This window comes from Methylophaga muralis (assembly GCF_001720165.1).
Taxonomy (GTDB): Bacteria; Pseudomonadota; Gammaproteobacteria; order Nitrosococcales; family Methylophagaceae; genus Methylophaga; species Methylophaga muralis.
The window spans coordinates 158,875-178,049 of the sequence record NZ_MCRI01000001.1 but is presented as its reverse complement, the minus strand read 5'-3'; the positions used below and the strand labels follow the sequence as shown (position 1 = coordinate 178,049).

21 protein-coding genes are annotated in these 19,175 nt (G+C 45.6%); 15 read left to right on the top strand and 6 right to left on the bottom strand.

Annotation, left to right across the window (positions count from 1 at the left end; all coding sequences use genetic code 11):
* Positions 1-104: 104 nt before the first annotated feature.
* Genes hemC through A9E74_RS14605 form a run of 5 tightly spaced genes read left to right on the top strand, consistent with a single transcriptional unit; the run spans position 105 to position 4,013 of the window.
* Positions 105-1,037 carry a hydroxymethylbilane synthase gene (hemC, locus tag A9E74_RS00855; RefSeq protein ID WP_069294779.1) on the top strand — a complete coding sequence of 311 codons (933 nt, stop codon included), beginning with the start codon at positions 105-107 and terminating at the stop codon, positions 1,035-1,037.
* Positions 1,024-1,791 carry a uroporphyrinogen-III synthase gene (locus A9E74_RS00850; protein ID WP_069294778.1) on the top strand — a complete coding sequence of 256 codons (768 nt, stop codon included), beginning with the start codon at positions 1,024-1,026 and terminating at the stop codon, positions 1,789-1,791. Before hemC ends, A9E74_RS00850 begins: the two co-directional genes overlap by 14 nt.
* Positions 1,781-2,815 (top strand): uroporphyrinogen-III C-methyltransferase, encoded by a 1,035-nt coding sequence (locus tag A9E74_RS00845; protein ID WP_069294777.1) that lies wholly within the window; start codon positions 1,781-1,783, stop codon positions 2,813-2,815. Before A9E74_RS00850 ends, A9E74_RS00845 begins: the two co-directional genes overlap by 11 nt.
* On the top strand, positions 2,812-3,807 hold the full coding sequence (locus tag A9E74_RS00840; RefSeq protein ID WP_245651990.1) for a heme biosynthesis HemY N-terminal domain-containing protein: 996 nt from the start codon (positions 2,812-2,814) through the stop codon (positions 3,805-3,807). The genes A9E74_RS00845 and A9E74_RS00840 overlap by 4 nt, the downstream gene beginning before the upstream one ends.
* Before the next feature lie 2 nt (positions 3,808-3,809).
* Entirely contained in the window at positions 3,810-4,013 is a 204-nt protein-coding gene (locus A9E74_RS14605) for a hypothetical protein (protein WP_245651989.1), read from the top strand.
* A gap of 57 nt (positions 4,014-4,070) precedes the next feature.
* Here the strand turns inward: A9E74_RS14605 and dnaN are convergent, their stop codons facing one another.
* Both dnaN and dnaA read right to left on the bottom strand, forming a co-directional pair.
* Positions 4,071-5,174, bottom strand: a complete 1,104-nt coding sequence (gene dnaN, locus A9E74_RS00835) for a DNA polymerase III subunit beta (RefSeq protein WP_069294776.1) — start codon at positions 5,172-5,174, stop codon at positions 4,071-4,073.
* Between the two features lie 14 nt (positions 5,175-5,188).
* Entirely contained in the window at positions 5,189-6,553 is a 1,365-nt protein-coding gene (gene dnaA, locus A9E74_RS00830) for a chromosomal replication initiator protein DnaA (RefSeq protein ID WP_069294775.1), read from the bottom strand.
* Positions 6,554-6,821: 268 nt separating this feature from the next.
* Here dnaA and rpmH point away from each other — a divergent pair, with 268 nt between their 5' ends.
* From rpmH to gloA, 8 genes are all read left to right on the top strand, one after another.
* Complete coding sequence (gene rpmH, locus A9E74_RS13955) at positions 6,822-6,956, top strand: 50S ribosomal protein L34 (RefSeq protein WP_036311011.1); 135 nt, start codon at positions 6,822-6,824, stop codon at positions 6,954-6,956.
* Positions 6,957-7,005: 49 nt separating this feature from the next.
* On the top strand, positions 7,006-7,338 hold the full coding sequence (gene rnpA, locus A9E74_RS00820) for a ribonuclease P protein component (RefSeq protein WP_069294773.1): 333 nt from the start codon (positions 7,006-7,008) through the stop codon (positions 7,336-7,338).
* Positions 7,323-7,559, top strand: a complete 237-nt coding sequence (yidD, locus tag A9E74_RS00815) for a membrane protein insertion efficiency factor YidD (protein ID WP_069294772.1) — start codon at positions 7,323-7,325, stop codon at positions 7,557-7,559. Before rnpA ends, yidD begins: the two co-directional genes overlap by 16 nt.
* Complete coding sequence (gene yidC / locus A9E74_RS00810) at positions 7,552-9,195, top strand: membrane protein insertase YidC (RefSeq protein ID WP_069294771.1); 1,644 nt, start codon at positions 7,552-7,554, stop codon at positions 9,193-9,195. The genes yidD and yidC overlap by 8 nt, the downstream gene beginning before the upstream one ends.
* Before the next feature lie 34 nt (positions 9,196-9,229).
* The gene (gene mnmE / locus A9E74_RS00805) at positions 9,230-10,588 is read left to right on the top strand and encodes a tRNA uridine-5-carboxymethylaminomethyl(34) synthesis GTPase MnmE (RefSeq protein WP_218104267.1); all 1,359 of its coding nucleotides are present in this window, start codon (positions 9,230-9,232) and stop codon (positions 10,586-10,588) included.
* Between the two features lie 9 nt (positions 10,589-10,597).
* Entirely contained in the window at positions 10,598-11,227 is a 630-nt protein-coding gene (locus tag A9E74_RS00800; RefSeq protein WP_069294770.1) for a methyltransferase, read from the top strand.
* A 118-nt stretch (positions 11,228-11,345) separates the two neighbouring features.
* On the top strand, positions 11,346-12,299 hold the full coding sequence (corA, locus tag A9E74_RS00795) for a magnesium/cobalt transporter CorA (protein ID WP_069294769.1): 954 nt from the start codon (positions 11,346-11,348) through the stop codon (positions 12,297-12,299).
* 22 nt (positions 12,300-12,321) lie between these two features.
* A complete protein-coding gene (gloA, locus tag A9E74_RS00790; RefSeq protein ID WP_069294768.1) occupies positions 12,322-12,876 on the top strand; it encodes a lactoylglutathione lyase in 555 nt (184 codons plus the stop codon).
* Here the strand turns inward: gloA and A9E74_RS00785 are convergent.
* A complete protein-coding gene (locus A9E74_RS00785; protein WP_069294767.1) occupies positions 12,830-14,236 on the bottom strand; it encodes a sensor domain-containing diguanylate cyclase in 1,407 nt (468 codons plus the stop codon). The two genes, gloA and A9E74_RS00785, sit on opposite strands and share 47 nt — an antisense overlap.
* An 84-nt stretch (positions 14,237-14,320) precedes the next feature.
* On the bottom strand, positions 14,321-15,238 hold the full coding sequence (locus A9E74_RS00780; protein ID WP_069294766.1) for a LysR family transcriptional regulator: 918 nt from the start codon (positions 15,236-15,238) through the stop codon (positions 14,321-14,323).
* Positions 15,239-15,604: 366 nt separating this feature from the next.
* On the opposite strand from A9E74_RS00780, the gene A9E74_RS13950 reads away from it, so the two are divergent.
* Together A9E74_RS13950 and A9E74_RS00775 are read left to right on the top strand one after the other, a co-directional pair.
* Positions 15,605-15,937 carry a hypothetical protein gene (locus A9E74_RS13950; RefSeq protein WP_084002794.1) on the top strand — a complete coding sequence of 111 codons (333 nt, stop codon included), beginning with the start codon at positions 15,605-15,607 and terminating at the stop codon, positions 15,935-15,937.
* The gene (locus tag A9E74_RS00775) at positions 15,922-16,650 is read left to right on the top strand and encodes a porin (protein ID WP_084002792.1); all 729 of its coding nucleotides are present in this window, start codon (positions 15,922-15,924) and stop codon (positions 16,648-16,650) included. The genes A9E74_RS13950 and A9E74_RS00775 overlap by 16 nt, the downstream gene beginning before the upstream one ends.
* A gap of 41 nt (positions 16,651-16,691) precedes the next feature.
* On the opposite strand, the gene A9E74_RS00770 is transcribed toward A9E74_RS00775, so the two are convergent.
* A complete protein-coding gene (locus A9E74_RS00770) occupies positions 16,692-18,755 on the bottom strand; it encodes a BCCT family transporter (protein ID WP_069294765.1) in 2,064 nt (687 codons plus the stop codon).
* Positions 18,756-18,947: 192 nt separating this feature from the next.
* Positions 18,948-19,127 (bottom strand): PLDc N-terminal domain-containing protein, encoded by a 180-nt coding sequence (locus A9E74_RS00765; RefSeq protein WP_069294764.1) that lies wholly within the window; start codon positions 19,125-19,127, stop codon positions 18,948-18,950.
* Positions 19,128-19,175 lie beyond the last annotated feature (48 nt).

Genomic DNA, 19,175 nt, shown 5'->3' with positions numbered 1-19,175 from the left:
ATTGCTGGCAGAAAAAGACGGCATTATAACGCGGCTGTTCGTGGATCCGCAGGGGAAAATGTTAGAATCGAACACACTATCAATTATTAACTGGTGTTTGTTTCATGAGTCAACGTACCGTTCGTATTGCCACCCGTCGCAGCCCGCTTGCCATCTGGCAGGCCGAATTTGTTCGTGACAGTCTGTTGGCACTTGATCCGCATTTAAATATTGAACTGGTTCGTATCAAAACCCAAGGCGATATCATTCTCGATACCCCGCTGGCCAAAGTGGGTGGTAAAGGCCTGTTTGTTAAAGAACTGGAACAGAGCATGCTGGCAGGGGAAGCCGATATTGCGGTGCATTCGATGAAAGATGTACCGGTGGAGTTTCCGGAAGGTCTGCATTTGCCAGTCATTTGTGAACGCCATGATCCACATGATGCGTTTGTTTCCAATCACTTTAAAAATGTTGATGATTTACCGCTGGGTGCCACTGTTGGTACTTCCAGTCTGCGCCGGGAATGTCAGCTGCGCCACTATCGTCCAGATCTGAAAATCGTGCCGTTACGCGGTAATGTGAATACCCGGCTGGCCAAACTGGATGCTGGCAATTTTGATGCGATTATTCTGGCCAAAGCCGGTTTGGAAAGGCTGGGTTTTGATGAACGTATTCGCAGTGCCTTAACCCCGGAGCAAAGCCTGCCAGCTATTGGGCAGGGTGCATTGGGCATTGAAACACGTATTAATGATGATGCAATGAATGCATTAATTGCCCCGCTAAATTGCGAGCTGACATCTATTACAGTAAAAGCAGAACGTGCATTAAATCGTCGTTTAAAAGGCGGCTGTCAGGTGCCTATCGGTGGCTACGCCATGTTAACTGGTGATGATATCTGGCTGAGAGGATTGGTTGGTCGTCCAGATGGCAGTGAAATGTTGCAGCAGGAAATTCGCGGTAAGGCCAGTGAAGCCGAGCAACTTGGTTTAATGCTTGGAGATATGTTGTTAAAACAGGGCGCTGATAAAATTCTCGAGGAGGTTTATGGTGGCTCATGACCCACAACAAAAGCTAACCGGACAAAAAATTCTCGTGACTCGGCCTGCCGCACAAGCGGATGGCATGGCAACTTTGATTGAACAGCAGGGCGGAGAAGCGATATTGTTTCCGGTCATTGAGATTGTTGCTATTGATGTGATTGACTGGCAGGTTTGGCATCCGGAACAAACTGATTGGCTGGTATTTGTCAGCCGTAATGCGGTTGACTGTTTTATGGCGGGATTTCAAGGCCATTTGCCGGATAACATTAAGCTGGTCGCCGCTGGCGAAGGAACCGCTCAGGCACTCAACCACCAGGGATTAGCAGTCGAACTGGTACCCGAAATATCCAATGGCAGTGAAGGTTTGTTGCAATTACCACAATGGCAACAAATGCACGGTCAGCATGTCGTAATTGTTCGCGGTGATGGCGGGCGAGAATTGATGGCGGATACCTTAAGGGCCAGAGGTGCTAGTATTAGTTATCTCGAAGTTTATCGGCGACAATTACCTTCTGTATCAGTCAGTCTTGTACAACAGGCCTGTTTAGCAGATTCATTAATAGCGACCAGCGCGGGTAGTGTTCACAACTTGTTGCGTTTATTATCGACTGAATGCCCACAAATACTGCAAAAGCCGCTATGTGTTGTCAGTGAACGAATCAGGGATTTTGCTGTTGAACAAGGGTTCAAGCAGGTATATGTCAGTCTCGATGCCAGTGATGAGGCAATCATTCAACGATTAATTGAAATGGGATCAGATCATGGAGCCTAGCAGTAAACCTCAACCGGAAAAAAAACCGGCCCCAAAGATTGAACAAAATAAATCAGAAAAAACAAACAAAGCTTTTCCAGTGAAATTAGTGCTGCTGGTGATCGTTGCCATATTGATCACTCTACCCGGCGCTGGTGCGCTTTGGCTTATATCGCAGCAGGAAGAGAAATTGCTGGAAGTAGAAAGCCGGCTTGATGAAATCGCAGATCTTAAAACCGATATTTCCCAACTTAGCAACGCACAAAGTCAGTTAAAAGATCAGTTGTCGACCTTTAATCAAACACAGCTGGAGCAAGGCGATGCACTGACCAAGCTGCAAAATCAGTCGCCGTTAAGCAGTGATGAGATCGAGTTGGAATGGGCCTTGGCTGAAATCAAATACTTGTTGAATCTAGCCAACCAACGCGCTTTATTGGCAAGCGATGTCAGTGGTGCGCAATTAGCCTTATCGCTGGCGGATCAACAGATCCGTGAAATTGGTGATTACCGTATGCAGCCGTTACGGGAGTTAATTGCAGAAGAAGAATTAGCACTCAAAGCCGCTGGAGATACCGATGTCGCTGGTATTGCTGCGGATATGCTCGGCTTGATCAAAGCTATTGATAATCTGCGAGTGGTCAGCGGACCGAAACAGACATTTAACAGTCAAACTGATGCCCAGGAAATGGATCAGTCAGCCTGGCGTGAAGCCGTTTCCGAAATTTGGACACAATTGCGTTCTTTAGTAGTAATTCGTCAGCAGCAAGATGCACCGGCTGCGGTATTAATGCCTGAACAGCGATACTTCCTCTATCAAAATCTACGCCTGCAAATGGAAACTGCACGGTTTGCCGCTTTATCCGGTAACCAGAAAATGTTTGAGCAAAGTCTGCAATCTGCTATCAGCTGGCTGGAACAATATTTTGTCGGTGATCATCGTGATGCCATGCTGGAGAGTTTGCAAAATATGCAAAGTCAGGCCATCAGCATCGAGACGCCGGATATTTCCGGTTCACTGCGCTGGTTGAAAGGATTTGAACCATGAGATGGTTGATCATCATTGGGCTGGCTCTGGCCTTAGGTGGCATTTTTGTCTGGTTGGCTGATTTTGAGCCGGGCTTTGTGTTGGTTCAGTATGCTCAATGGACATTAGAAACGTCATTGATCGTGTTTGTCGTTGCTATGCTGTTGTTATTAGCGTTGATGTATTTCACTTTACGCAGCTTTGCCGTGTTAAAAAATACCCCGAACCGTATATCGCATTGGCAGGAGAATCAACGCCATAAACGTGCGACCAAAGCCTTAACCAAAGGTTTGATTACCCTTGAAGAAGGGCGATGGGCGGAAGCTGAACGACTTTTGGTTCGTCATGCCGGTAACAGTGAAACACCATTACTGCATTATCTGGCTGCGGCCCGTGCGGCACAAAAACAGCAGGCACCAGAGCGTCGCGATTCCTATTTGAAACTGGCGCATGAAACGACTCCCAGTGCAGATATTGCAGTGGGTGTAGTCCAGGCGGAATTACAGCTCTCGGCGGGGCAGAAAGAGCAGGCATTAGCAACGTTGCAGCATTTACGCGAAGTCGCTCCCAAACATCCGTATGTTTTACAACTGTTGCAACAACTGTATCAGGACACTGATCAATGGCAGGAAGTGCAGTCAGTGTTACCGGATTTACGTAAACGTCATGTTTTGGATACCAGTTCCGCCAATGCGTTATCGGCAGAAGCGACGGTGGGACAGCTACAAAATGCGTTAATTAGGCAAGAATGGCAGCGAATGGAGCAGATATGGTTGCAATCTCCGGCGAAAATCAGACAATCCGAACAGGTGCTTAAAACGTATATAAATGGCTTGTTGTTACAAGGTGAACAGCAACAGGCGATGGAAATGATTGAAGAGTATTTACGTAAAAACTGGAGTGATGCGCTGATTTATCAGTATGGCAAAATCCTTCAAGGTGATTTGCTAAAACGTCTGGCGACGGCGGAAAAATGGTTCAAACAACGTGAAGAAACCCATGGTTATTGTTGACCTTGGGAAGACTCGCTCAGGCGAATAAGTTGTGGGCTAAAGCGGAAGCCTATTTGCGTGCCAGTATTGAACACGGGCCGCGAGGTGAAACCTATCAGGCGCTTGCCGAAGTATTAATGGCACAGGACAAACGTGATGCGGCTGCAAATACTTACAAACAAGGCCTGGATGTGATGTTGCAGAACAATCCGAATAAAGTGATTTAAAGATTACCTGCAATAAAAAACGGCGCTTTAAGCGCCGTTTTTTTATGAACTGAATGATTAGAGCCGCATCGGCATAACTACATACTGCCGGGTGAACTTGGGGTCATTTGGCGTAATCAACGCGCTACTATTTTCATCGGTAAACAGTAGTTTTACTTTGTTATCCGGAATCGCATTAAGCAAGTCCAGCAGATAAGCGTTATTAAAGGCAATTTCCAGATCCGGTCCACTGTATTCCACTGCCAGTTCTTCCTCGGCAGATTCCTGTTCCTGATTGGTTACAGTCGCTTTGAGCAGATTGTTGCTCAGGTTCAGTTTGACGCTGCGATGTTTGTCATTAGCCAGGATAGAGGCACGGGATAAGGCTTGTTTAAGCTCATCACGCTCAGCAATCACTTCTTTGTCGCCACCAACCGGTAATACCCGTTCGTAGTTAGGGAATTGGCCGTCAATCAACTTGGAAGTGAAATGCATATCCGGCAGTTCGACTTTCAACTGTTGTGGACTAATCGCCAAGGTCACTTCATCAGCGACATCACCCAACAAACGCCCCAGCTCCAGAATCGCTTTACGTGGCACAATAACACTGTGTTTTTCATTGGTTTTTTCAGCAGTTTCGATGCTGCCCAATGCCAGTCGATGACCATCTGTTGCCACGGCACGTAATGTATTGCCTTCGCGCTCTAGCAACAGACCATTCAGGTAATAGCGTACATCCTGACTGGCCATGGCAAAGCTGGTTTCATCGAGTAAATCTTTTAATGCCGCTTGGGGCACCGTTAATTGATCCAGATAATTTGCGCCTTCACTATCCGGAAAATCTGCAGCCGGTAGGGTAGCCAGTGAGAAGCGACTTTTACCAGCACGAACCAAAGATTTATTGTCTTCAGCCTGAAAGCTGATGGTGGCATTAGCTGGTAAGGCGCGCACGATATCCAACAGCTTGCGAGCAGAGACAGTGGTTTCACCTTCTTGTTCGACCGCAACCGGTAAAGTTGCAATCATTTCCAGTTCCATATCGGTACTGGTCATGGTCAGTTGCTGGCCGTGACAACGTAATAGGATGTTGGACAAAATAGGCAGTGTAGAGCGCCGTTCTACGATGCTGCACACCAGTTGTAAGGGACGGGCAATAATGTCTTGGCTTACTGTAAATTGCATGATGTCTCTCTCAGCTAACTCGACAAAGTACGAAGTAAATTTCGGTAATCTTCCGCGATGCGGCTATCAGTTTCTTTCAGTTCCACTACTTTACGACAAGCATGCAGAACAGTGGTGTGATCGCGTCCACCAAAAGCTTCACCGATTTCTGGCAAGCTATGACTGGTGAGTTCTTTTGCCAGCGCCATTGCTATTTGTCTCGGACGGGCAACCGAACGCGTGCGTTTTTTAGCCAGCAAGTCCGATACCCGTATTTTGAAATATTCTGCAACAGTTTTCTGGATACTTTCCAGTGTCACCAATTTTTGATGCAAAGCCAGCAGATCTTTTAACGCATCCTGCGCCATATCAATTGACAGCGGCTGGTTGGTAAACCGTGAGAATGCCATGACTCGTTGTAGGGCACCTTCCAAATCACGGACGTTTGATTTGATACGTTTGGCAATAAAAAAGGCCACATCGTCCGGTAGGGTAATCAAGTTTTGTTGTGCTTTTTTGATCAAAATCGCAACGCGGGTTTCCAGCTCTGGCGGTTCAATGGCAATGGTCAGGCCCCAGCCTAGTCGCGATTGCAAACGTTCATCCAGATTTTCTACTTCCTTGGGAAAGCGGTCACAGGTCAGAATAATTTGGCGTTGGCCTTCCAGCAGACTGTTAAAGGTATAAAAGAACTCTTCTTGAGAACGTTCTTTTTTGGCAAAAAACTGGATGTCATCAATCAATAACGCATCGGCACTGCGGTAATGTGCTTTGAATTGATCGATGGCGTTATTGCGCAGTGCGGTAATCATATCCTGAACAAAACGTTCTGAAGACAGGTAAATAACCCGCGCTTTAGGATTGTTCTGCCGGATCTTATTGCCAACAGCAAGCATTAAATGGGTTTTGCCAAGCCCGGTTCCACCATATAGAAACAACGGATTGTATCCGGAGGTGCCAGGGGCTTCGGCGACATGTAATGATGCTGCACGAGCAATCTGATTAGATTTACCTTCAACATAGTTATCAAAGGTAAACAGCGGATTCATTGGGCTGCCGATGGCCGGTGTTGGTTCTGCTTCAGAGAGTGAGATTGATGCAGGAGCTTTATCAGTAGTTTTGACGCGGCGTTTGGTTTTTTCCGCAGAAATAGAATCTTTAGTTCCGACTTCAATTTCAAATTTGCTGATATTGCCGTTGCTCAAACCCTTGATCAGCGCATTTATCTGCTGTTCCAGCTGCTCATGTACCCAGGCTTTGACATAAGGATTTGGTGCCAGCAGGCGCAGACTGTCTTCGGTTTCAATGGCTTGAAGGGGGCGTAACCACGTGTTCAGCTGTTGTGCCGAAAGATCACCTTCAAGATGGGATAGACATTTTTCCCAAAGGGGTGAAGACACAGCAACTCCTTGACTAATATATGGTTTACAGGAAACAGACTGACAAATGCAGGCTTTTGTAGGTGATAGTATAGCGCGACAGACAGGGCATCTAAAGTTATCTGCATGCTGTTCGTTTGGCAAGTAAAATAATGTTAGTAGACATGTTGAATGCGGTTTGACTTGTTATGCCTGCAAACTCTATAATCCCATGTCTTTTGCCCCGGCTGTTTCCGTTCGAGAGACGCTTACCGGCTGCAAAACCATTGTTATTCCTGGAGTTGGTGAAATGAAAAGAACTTTTCAGCCTAGTAATCTGAAGCGCAAGCGTACTCATGGTTTCCGCGCACGCATGAAAACTGTCGGTGGCCGTCGTGTTATTAACGCCCGTAGAGCCAAAGGCCGCGCAAAACTTTCTGTTTAATTCTCTCTGTTCGCAGAGGGTGCATGACTTGGCCACTTTTAGCCGAGCCATGAAAATGAATAGCCCGGGAGATTTTACCCGGGTTTTTCGTCAGGGAAAGCGCACTGGTGGCGGTGGCCTGACGATCTTGAGCGTTGAAAACTCGGTCGGACATCCTCGACTGGGACTGGCAATCGCAAAGAAGCATCTCAAGCTGGCCAGCCAACGTAACCGGGTAAAGCGGATCATCCGGGAGTCTTTCCGGCAGCATCAATCAGCTTTATCCAATATCGACATTGTGGTGTTATCACGTCCTGATATCAGTCAGCGGGATTCATCGCAATTGTGGGCAGCATTGGAGCGACATTGGTTAACCGTGGTGGCACAATGGCAAACATCCTAATCGCTTTTGTTCGCGCATATCGCTTTTTATTAAGCCCGTTCATGGGCATGCACTGTCGTTTCCAACCTTCTTGCTCTCAATACATGATTGAAGCCATTCAAACACATGGCTCACTGCGTGGTGTGTGGCTCGGTTTACGCCGACTATCACGCTGTCATCCCTGGCACGCCGGCGGCGTGGATCCTGTTCCTGAACTAAAGACAAAAAAACACAATGGATAATCTCAGAACTCTGTTTATTTTTGGCCTGTTAATTGTTTCTCTGTTGTTATGGGAAGCCTGGCAAAATGACTATGTACGTCCTCAGCAAGTCGCCACCCAAGCCGATACAACCAGCCCATTCGCTGCAGCTGACCGTCAAGATGACTTACCTGATTTACCTGCTGCCGTTTCTGCAGATGGCCTTCCTGCTTTACCTGACAGTGACCAAGCTTCCTCAGGTTCTACCGGTCAGGTTCGAGTCAAAACTGATGTAATTGATGCGATGATCGATTTACGCGGTGCTGATATTCGCAAATTGGCGTTGTTGAAATACCCGGTTGATGTGAATTTACCAGATCAACCTGTCCAGTTTTTGAATGATGGTCGAGATCATTTCTTTGTCACACAATCCGGTTTAAGAGCTGAAGGTCCAGCCCCAACTCATTATGAAACTTATACTGCAGAGCAAGCTGAATACACTTTAGAGGATAACGCCGACAGTATTAGCATTCCATTTCGTTGGGAGTCTGATAACGGTCTGACGGTTATTAAAACCTATACTTTCACTCGTGACAGCTATTTAGTTAATGTGGTTTATCAGGTTGAAAATCAGTCTGGCGAGCGTTTTGCGGCATATCCATACGCTCAATTTAATCGTAACGAGTCGCAAGACGACAGTTTTCTTATCTACACCTACACCGGAGCGGTCTTTTCCAGTGAAGGCAATGAATATGAGAAAGTCGCTTTCAAAGATTTGAATAAAAATGATTTCCGCCGTGATGTAAACGGTGGCTGGGCAGCGATGATCCAGCACTATTTTGTCGCAGCCTTTATTCCAGAAAGTAAACCACTGGAAATCAGCCTGTATGGCAAATCAATAAACAACACCAATTTCACTGCAGGAATTCGCTTTCCGGTAATCATTGCCGAAGACGGCCAGCAGGCGCAAACCTCCTACAAAGTTTATCTTGGCCCGAAAGAACATAAACGATTGGAACAGGTTGCTGAGAATCTGGATCTGACAGTTGATTACGGCATCTTGACCATTATTTCCAAACCGTTATTTATCGTGATGGACTGGCTGCATTCACTGACGGGCAACTGGGGTTGGTCAATTGTCTTGCTGACGATTTTGATCAAACTGGCGTTTTATAAATTATCTGCCGCCAGTTATCGCTCGATGGCCTCCATGCGTAAGTTGACACCAAAACTGGCCAGCCTGAAAGAACGTTACGGTGATGATAAGCAAAAATTCAATCAGGCAATGATGGATTTATATCGCACTGAAAAAATCAATCCGCTGGGTGGTTGTTTGCCAATCCTGGTGCAGATGCCGGTATTTTTAGCCTTCTACTGGGTACTAGTCGAAAGTATTGAGTTACGTCAGGCCGACTTCATTTTCTGGCTGAACGATTTGACGGCGATTGATCCTTATTTTGTGCTGCCGGTTTTGTTTGGCTTGACTATGTGGTTCCAGCAAAAGCTCAACCCAATGCCACAGGATCCGGCTCAGGCGATGATGATGAAGGTATTCCCGATCATCTTTACTGTGTTCTTTGCATTCTTCCCATCGGGTCTGGTGCTTTACTGGCTGGTCAACAACCTTCTGTCAATCGCACAGCAGTGGTACATCACTCGTAAAATGGGTGCGTTGTAGCGCCGTTGCCGGACATAAGTAAACAGCATTACTTATGACTGAAATGTTCACCGATACCATCGTTGCCGTAGCCACTGCGCCGGGACGCGGTGGTGTCGGTGTTGTACGTTTATCGGGACCACAAAGTGCTCAAATTGCTGAGCAAATCTGCGGCAAACTGGCTCAACCCCGTCAGGCAAAATTCAGCCACTTTCGTGCAGCTGATAAAGAAATCATCGACAGCGGTATTGCGCTTTATTTTGCCGCACCTGCTTCATTTACTGGTGAAGATGTTATCGAGCTGCAAGGCCATGGCAGTCCATTAGTGATGGATAGATTGTGTCAGCGCGCGATTGAACTCGGTGCACGCATGGCCCGTCCCGGCGAGTTTTCTGAACGTGCATTTCTTAATGGCAAAATGGATTTAGCTCAGGCAGAAGCCGTCGCGGATTTAATTGAGAGCTCCACTGATCAGGCTGCTCGCAGTGCTATGCGTTCCCTGCAGGGTGAATTTTCCAAGAAAGTAAATGATTTCCTGCAGGAACTGACCCATTTACGCATGTTTGTTGAAGCGTCGATTGATTTTGCTGATGAAGAAATTGATTTTCTTGGCGAAGCACAAGTCGATAAACAGCTACAACAATTGTTAGTTACATTGGCAGGTATTCAAGGCAGTGCTCGGCAAGGCCGATTATTGCGCGAGGGCATTAGTGTGGTGCTAGCCGGCCAACCCAATGCTGGTAAATCCAGTTTGCATAATCGACTCGCTGGGCATGATGCCGCGATTGTCACAGAAGTTGCAGGCACCACACGTGATGTATTGCGTGAGCAGATCCATTTGGGTGGCTTGCCCTTACGAATTTCAGATACCGCTGGCTTGCATGACGCCACCGAAGACATTGTTGAGCTGGAAGGCATTCGTCGCACCAACAATGAATTAGCGCAGGCTGATCATATTCTGCTGTTGATCAATGATAAGTTGGGCATGACCGAGCAGGATGAAAAAATTCTTGCTTCATTACCAACTGATAAATCGCTGACCTTGATTCGCAATAAAATTGATCAAAGCGGCAATGCTCCAGCTATCAGCATGGAAAACAATCTGCCAGTCATTTATCTGTCAGCCAAAAATGGTGATGGCATGGAACTGTTGACCAAACATTTGTGTGAAGTGGTAGGGTTTCATCCAGAAGAAGAAGGTGTCTTTATGGCACGGCGTCGTCATCTGGACGCTTTACAGCGGGCTCAGCAGGCTATAGAAGCGGGTTATAACTGCCTGACTGGAATGGGAGCGGGCGAGTTACTGGCGGAAGAATTGCGGGTTGCTCAACTAGCTTTGGGAGAGATTACCGGTACTTTCACCACAGAAGATTTACTGGATAAGATTTTTTCCAGTTTCTGTATCGGCAAATGATGTTTGTTCATGTGCTTAGAGTTTCCCATAAAAGATACTCAAATCAGTGCCTTGCATGCGGTTCGCCATCAACAGATCCTTGAGTTAGTCAGACAAAGTGGCGCCAGACAGGTGCTGGATTTAGGTTGTGGTTCTGGCATTTTTCTCTGGCATCTACTGAATGAGCCTCAAATCGAAAATGCCATAGGGCTTGAACAATCCGGAATATCATTGCTACAGGCCCGTGAAAAACTTGCAGTTTATCTTGATGCTACTCCTTGCCGACTCAGACTAATCAATGGCTCCTACACAGATCCTCATCCAGAACTGCATAGCTTTCCGATGGCAGTAATGATTGAAACCATTGAGCATATCGAGCCCAAACATTTGTCTATGGTTGAACAAAACGTGTTTGCGCGAATGCGGCCAAAGCAAATTATCCTCACCACCCCCAACAGCGAATACAATTCTTTATATGGCTTGTTACCGGGAGAATTTCGAGATCCCGATCATCAATTTGAATGGACTAGGGCTAAATTCCAACAATGGGCCAATGGTGTGGCCGCGCGTCATGATTATGCTGTGCGCTTTGCAGGAATCGGTGAAGCTGATCTGCAACTTGGTTCGCCCACTCAAATGGCAGTATTTCAGCAAGTCTGACATAGCTCTGTCATTGAATTGCCACTGAAATGTCATAGCCTTTGCGGTATGAACCTGCCATTACGTTACAATGTTTTGAAAAATCCCTCATGCAAAACCCAATAAATTAGGAGCCGGCATGCTACGCCTATACAAAATTGCTCATGGCTTAATTAAAGAGATCAAGGTCGAAACTGAGGAGTTAGCGCATCACTTGAAGGAAGCCGACTGGATTGATGCGTTAGAGCCCGATGATGATGAGCGAGCGTTATTGGCCACCTTATTCAGTGATGAAGTACCCGATGTTGATGATGTCGAGGAAATTGAGGCATCGGCCCGGTGTTTTACCGATCAGGACGGCCTGCATGTGCATTCATTATTTTTGGGGTATTCAGAAGGACGTCACCATACGGTATCGGTAGCATTTATCCTGCAGCAAGATAGATTAATTGCCATCCGTGATGGCGAATTAAGCGACTTTCGTTTGTTAAGGATGCGCGCCCGCCGTGGTCAAGTCAGTTGTGAAACACCCACCGATTTATTGATTACTTTATTGGAACAAAAAGTCGAGAATCACGCCGATAATCTTGAAGATATCCATCGTCAGCTGGAGCGCGTCAGTCATCTGGTGTTGGAGGATGAAAGTGCCGATCTGGAAGATGCCATCAGTCAACTAGCACGGCTTGAAGATAGTAACGGAAAGATTCGTCTGTGTTTGATGGATACCCAGCGGGATATTTCGTTTTTGCTGCGTCATTTACGTGAGCCCGGATCTTCTCGGGAAACCTTGTATGAGATATTACGAGATTTAGAGACTTTGATGTCTCATACGACATTCCTGTTCGACAAGATAAATTTCTTGATGGACTCCACTCAGGGCTTTATCAATATTCAGCAGGCACAGATCATTAAAACCTTCTCGATTGCCGCTGTGGTGTTCCTACCACCAACGTTGATTGCCAGTATTTACGGCATGAACTTTAAGTATATGCCAGAGCTAGATTGGAGCTTTGGTTATCCATTTGCCATCGGTTTGATGGTGGCGGCAGGCATGGCACCTTACCTTTATTTCAAACGTAAAGGCTGGTTGTAAAATTTTTATAGGAGTAAGTCAGATGAGTCGACATTTTGATAAAGCTGAAGGGCTAAGCGAAACGCATGATACGGCAACACATAACTATGTGTTCAATCAGACGATGTTTCGCATCAAAGATCCAAAACGTAGCCTGAAGTTTTACTCTGAAGTCATGGGCATGACGCTGATCAAGCGCTTCGATTTCCCTGAAATGCAGTTTACCTTGTATTTCATGGCGGCTGTTTCTCCTGAACAACGTCAGGACTGGTCTGATGACAATGATGAGCGTATCAAACAAACTTTTGCCCGCCCGGCGATGTTGGAATTAACCCATAACTGGGGTGATGAGGACAAAGATGAGGTGGTTTACCACAATGGCAATAGTGAGCCACGTGGTTTTGGTCATATCGGTTTTGCAGTACCGGATATTGATGCCGCATGTGCGCGCTTTGAAGAATTTGATGTACCTTTTATCAAACGCCCGAATGACGGCAAGATGAAAGGTATCGCTTTCATACAGGATCCCGATGGTTATTGGATTGAAATCTTCACTGCTGATCGTCAGCCATTTTTGCTGAAAGATCATCTGGCATAGTTTCTTCGTGTTTATTTGAGCCTACCCCTAATGGAGGGCTGGCAAAAACCTGTATCCTATCAGGCAATTTTTTAGCTTCGTACATTGCCTCGTCCGCGTAGCGAACCAATTGCATGGCATTATTGCCATGCAATGGATATAAAGCGATGCCGATACTGACACCTATATGCAGAATTTTGCCATCCACTTCATAAGCAATGCTTAAACATTCACAGATTTTCTCGGCTGTATTCTGGGCATTCGCTACATGATGAACATTTTGTAACAACACGACAAATTCATCACCGCCAATGCGTCCCACTACATCCGCTCCACGCAGACATTGCTGAATCCGGTTGGCGACCTGTTGCAGGAGTAAATCACCGATAGCATGACCATGCTGATCATTAATCGGCTTGAAATTATCCAAATCCAGAAATAAAACAGCGACGGCTTGCTCTTCGCGTTGGCTTAATACAATGGCTTGATTCAAATGCTCAGTAAAACTGGCTCGGTTTGGCAGCCCTGTTAGCGTATCGTGATGCGCCATATAAGACATACGCTGCATCATCAATTTATGTTCGGTGATATCACGCGCGATACCGGTAAAAGAATTTACCTCGCCGTTTCTATCAAATAACGGTGCCACATTACTTCGATGCCAGCACCAATGGCCATTAAAGTGTTGTATTCGATATTCGATACCACTGTGTTTTTGCCTGCTATGACGAACTTGCTGCAAAAAACTATGGCAGGCAGAGATATCATCTGGATGAATAAAATGCTCAAAATTTCTACCGATAACGTCGGTCAGCGGATGGCCCAGAATTTCGCTCCAGTTAGGCGATGCATAGGTCAGAGTGCCGTCTAATGAAAGCGAATAGATGATGTCATTGGCATTTTCAACAAAGGCTCTAAATTTTGTTTCACTTTCATTAAGCGCAGTTTCATAGTTCTTGCGTTGAGTGATCTCATTACCATAGCCTGTCCAGACAATGGTGCCATCAGCTTCGCGAATAGGCGTGTCGTAGGCTTCAATCCAAATGATTCGACCGTTTTTAAGCAGCATCCGAAATTCACTGTGCCAGGCGCTGGCTGATTCTGCTGATTCGATACTTTCGTTGATTACACGTTGGTAGTCATCGGGATGGATCATTTTCAACAGCAAGGAGGCATCTTCAGCCAGTTGTTGTTGTGTTACACCAAATAAACTTTCAACTCTGGGGCTGGTATAGCTGTAATAAAATCGACCTTCAGGAGTTAGACAAAGTTGATAGATAAATCCGGGCAGATAAGGTGAAACGGCACTTAAATGTTTGAGTAACTCGTTGCCAGTCAGGTTGGTAGATTCCGTCTTGGCCTCTGATGGTGGTTGCATCATGCTTGAATAACACCCTTAATTTTCACTCAATAATAGGCTGATGCTATGACGGCTTCAAGCATTTACATGACTCAAAACATTTTTTTAGTTATTCCATGCCGCAGGAAGTTCGGCTTTTAGATGTTCAATAAAGACCCTGGTTCGACGTGATAAATGCCCATAGGGGTACATTAACCAAATGGGTAAGCTGGGTCCATTCCATTCTGGTAAACACCTTTGTAGCGTGTGAGGTTCGTTATTTAATTTCAACTCAGCCAACCAGTCCGGATAAAACCCTAAACCCCTACCACGGGCTACGGCATCGGCCTGCATCATAAACTGATCCGCTGACATGCGGGATGGCCTTACTGGCAACTTAAATGGTTTTTCATCTGGATGAGTTAAAGTTACTTCTTGCGTTGCTTGATCAAGGGTATCAATCCACTTATGTTCGATTAGCTGTCGTGGATGGATGATTTCAGCCGCCTGTTGCAAATAGTGTGGGCTGGCATAAATACCTTGGGTAAGCTGGCCAAGGCATTCATGGCGTAAACCGTTATCAGAGACTTTCCCTAACCATAAGATGACCGATTCTCCCTCAGCAGCCTGAGGCAAACTAAAACCGGTTCGCATTTTAAGATGTAATTTAGGATGTTCAGCCATCAGTGTTTCCACTTTATCGCTGAGCCAACAGCAACTAAACGCATTGTGGAAAGTAAAGTTGAGTTCTCCACTCACTTCCATCTGCAGAGCATCCAATGCCAGCTGGCTCTGCTGAGCCAGTTCAATAAACTGCTGGCAATAATCTGCAAATAATTGTCCTGCCTGTGTTGGAATAAGTCGGTTTGATTCTCGTCGCAGTAATTTTTGGCCTATTCGCTCTTCAAGTTGGGTTATTCGCCTGCTTAAAGTTGATTTTGGAATATCGAGTTGTTCAGCGGTAAACGTTAAACTTCCACTGCGAATAATTTCAATAAAGGCGCTTACCGCTCTCATATCTGGCAAAACTGCACGTTTTTTCATAATAATCCTGTTCAGTTTTTTGCAACTTGACGTTGATGATTAGCTACTTTTAAATACAAATGATAAACAATATCATCTGCATTAAGAGTAGTGCATTGTATTGAAGAAATTGAATCTCTACCAGCTATCCATGATGGTCTGATTTCAGTTGCTTTAGCTTAAACAAGTTACGGTTAAGAAAGGATTAACATCGTTAATCAATACACAATCTGTTTAAACCCTGAGAGATTTATTGTTTGTTTGCCCTTTCCCGGTGTTACTGCTAAGTACGCCGGGTTTTTTTTGTCTGCAATTTAGAGCTGTTTTCTCATTTTCATTTGCTACATAACGCTTTGATCGCCACACTAAAGACATTAGGAGTGTGCGATGAGATTATCAACAACAATGTTGTGGTTGAGTTTGGCTTCTGCCTCGACAGTCCAAGCCGATGAACCAGCCTTCAGCTACAATTTTTATAGCTCAATTAGGATGCAGGCAGAAACCGTCATTCCAGATAATCAGCAAATCATGTCTGGCTATGGTGGTTTACGTGATGCTTATTCCAGAGTTGGTTTCAATGCTGCTTATGTATTCTCTCAAAACACCTCGTTATTCGCCCAGCTGGAACTTCCATTTGATAGTGCGAATTTTCGATTTCGTGATTCATATGATCAGGCGAAGCCGGACGTGATAAAAAAGAAAATATCCGCGTCGGTTTAATAGGTCTGACCAGTCAAGCCGGCAGGATAACGGCAGGGCAGCAGTGGATGCCGTATTACAACGCTATTACCTTTCCAGTAGATCAGTTCAGTAGCTTTTACAGTGGCTTTGCAACCTACACGACCTTTCGAGTGAAAGAAACTCTGGCTTATGAAAGTCCAATATTCTGGAATGGCTTCAGTTTGGGCGGTTCTTATTCGACGCGTCATGGCAATATCCGTTCACCGTCCAGGATTGATGACCGTCGTATTCAAGCGGTTGCCAGTTATCAGTTTGCTGATAAGACACGTCTAGCAATTGGAATGGACGATCGTGGAAATGGCAGTGGTTACAAAGACCGGTTGTATGGCTTAACATTGTCCCATGCGAAAGGCTCATGGTCTTGGGCTGCTAAATACGAAATAACCGATACCGATAATCCCAACAGTTTTTATGGTGATAGAGCACAAGCCTTTAATTTATACAGTGCTTATTATCAAGGGAAAAATACTTACAAAATCATGCTGGCAAATGTTGAAGCATATGGTGAAGCGGTCATTCATTTGGGAATCGATCACCGAATCAATCAGGATTTAAGACTGTTTGCAGAGTTTTACCAAGAGCAGGAAACTGCCGCGATGACGGCCAAACAAGCTGGGCTTGATGGTTTTGATGCCAATATCAGGGGCGGAAAACTATTTTTAGTAGGGTTTCGTTATGATCTGAACATGTAAAACTCACTCCAGCTGATCATGCTGGAGTGAGTAACATTGGTTTATTCAGAGGGTTTTAACCTTTCATCATTCAACTCGCCTTTTGCATTCAGCATTTCATCATGCTCCTGCATTTTCCAGGGCAAGATGCCGGGTGAGATATGAATGAAATGCAGATATTTTTCAAACTGATTCAGAATGTCATCAATGACTTCCTGCTGATCACAGTTAAACACATCATAAGCTGCACCGCCTCTGCGCATAAAGACTTCAGCACGGTAATAACGTTTGTCACCATCTTCATCACTTGCCATCTGCGGGTAGGCAAAGGTCGGCATGGCATAGCCACGCATACGGATCTCATAAATAAAGTCGAGCTCTTCCGCTCGTACCACCTCGATATAGGCCCGATGCTGGGTATCATCAAAAAATACATTTACTGGCCAGCCTTTTTCATTCAATACCGCTTCAACATTCTGCATAGCCGGATGAGCAGTGTTTTTAATAAAATCAGCTACTTGCTGATAATCCGGATAATGAATCAATCCGGCCAAGCGTTTTTTCCAGCTACCAGGGCTATGTTGTGAGCTATGCATATAGGCTGACAGACTCGCCTCACGATGACCTTCAATTGCCAAAGCCCGCCACATACCGATGGCTGCAAGTACCATAATGATGGCAAATGGCAATGCACTGGTAATACTCATGGTTTGCAGGGCACTCAAGCCACCGGCAATTAATAATGCCGCTGCTACCAATCCTTCCATAGTTGCCCAGAAAACCCGTTGCCATACTGGCGTGACGCTGGCACCGCCAGAAGCTAATGAATCAATCACCAATGACCCCGAGTCAGAAGATGTGACAAAGAACGTCATGATTAAAATTACAGTGATAAACGACACAATCGAGGTCAGAGGCAACCGCTCATAAAGCTTAAATAACGCAATGGCAGTGTCATTCTGTACCTCGGTAATCAACGCGGTGTAACCCTGATGCATGATCATATTGAGTGCAGTATCACCAAAAATGGAAAACCAGATAAAGGTGAAAATCGTTGGAACCAGCAACACCCCAAACACAAACTGACGAATGGTCCGACCACGACTGATTTTGGCAATAAACAGCCCGACAAAAGGTGCCCACGCAATAGTCCAGCCAAAGATAAATAAGGTCCAGTTACCGATCCAGTCACTGCGGGTATAGGCCTGCAAGTTAAAGGTTCGTTCAACAATATTGTTGAGATAACTGCCGGTGTTTTGTAAAAAGGTTTCAAGAATAATAATGCTTGGCCCGGCAATAAACACAAACAGCATTAACGATACCGCCAGCACCATATTGAGGATAGACAAGCGTTTGACGCCTTTATCAAGGCCTGCCACCACCGACAAAATCGCCAGTAAGGTAATGCCGGCAATGGTCACCACTTGCACAAAAATGCTGACCGGAATGCTTGGCCATAAATAATTCATCCCGGCATTAATTTGAGCTACCGAGAGCCCAAGCGTGGTGGCAATACCAAATAAGGTACCGAGAATAGCGATGACATCAACGGTATGGCCAATCGGTCCATAAATTCGCTCGCCGATCAACGGATAAAGAGCTGAACGCATTGATAACGGCAAACCATGTCGAAAGGCAAAATAAGCCAGAACCAAACCGGTTAATCCATAAATCGCCCAGATATGGAAACCCCAGTGAAAAAAGGCAATTTGCATTGCTTGCTTGGCGGCATCGATGGTTTCTGGAGCGCCCTGTGGGGGAGAGGCATAGTGCAAAACGGGCTCAGCCACACCAAAAAATAATAAGGCTATGCCATAACCTGCAGAAAATAACATGGCAAACCAGGCGGGAAAGCTATATTGCGGCTCAGCATGATCGGGGCCTAATTTGGTTTTTCCCCAGCTGGATATTGCGACGGTCACAATAAAAACCAGAAAGAAAGCAACAGCCAACATGTAAAACCAGCCAAAGGTTTTGGTCATGTAACTCAGCGTGGCAGCAAAGGCTTCACCAGCCAATTCGGGATTACTAATAGTGCCGATCACCAACAGCAAGGTAATGACAACGGCGGGAACAAAAACAGGTACTAAGATTGTGGATGGAATTTTCGATGACTTGGTTTGCATGGTCAAACTCCCTTTATGGATTCTGAAGAATCGCAAGAGTCATGCAATATGTTGTATCAATTAGACGTAAACGTCTCGGCGCTGACAATGCAAAAAGATAAAAATGCTTACATTATTGGCATATTGCATGCCGGATGTGGTGCTGAAACACCCCGAACATACTTGTAAGTGTGTTCGGGGTGATATTTTTCGCTAGCCTTTAGGTCCTAGTAAGAACCATAAAATCAGACCAATTAACGGGAAGAACAACAATATTAAAATCCATAACACTTTGGCCATTGTTCCGGCACCACTTTTTGCCACTTTGAGAATGGCCCAAATGATGATGATCAGCCAAATCAGGCCTAACAGGCCACCGACTTCAACGCCCATTTTGTCGCTCCTTTGCTAGTGATTTAAAAAAGATTGTTACCTAGCATA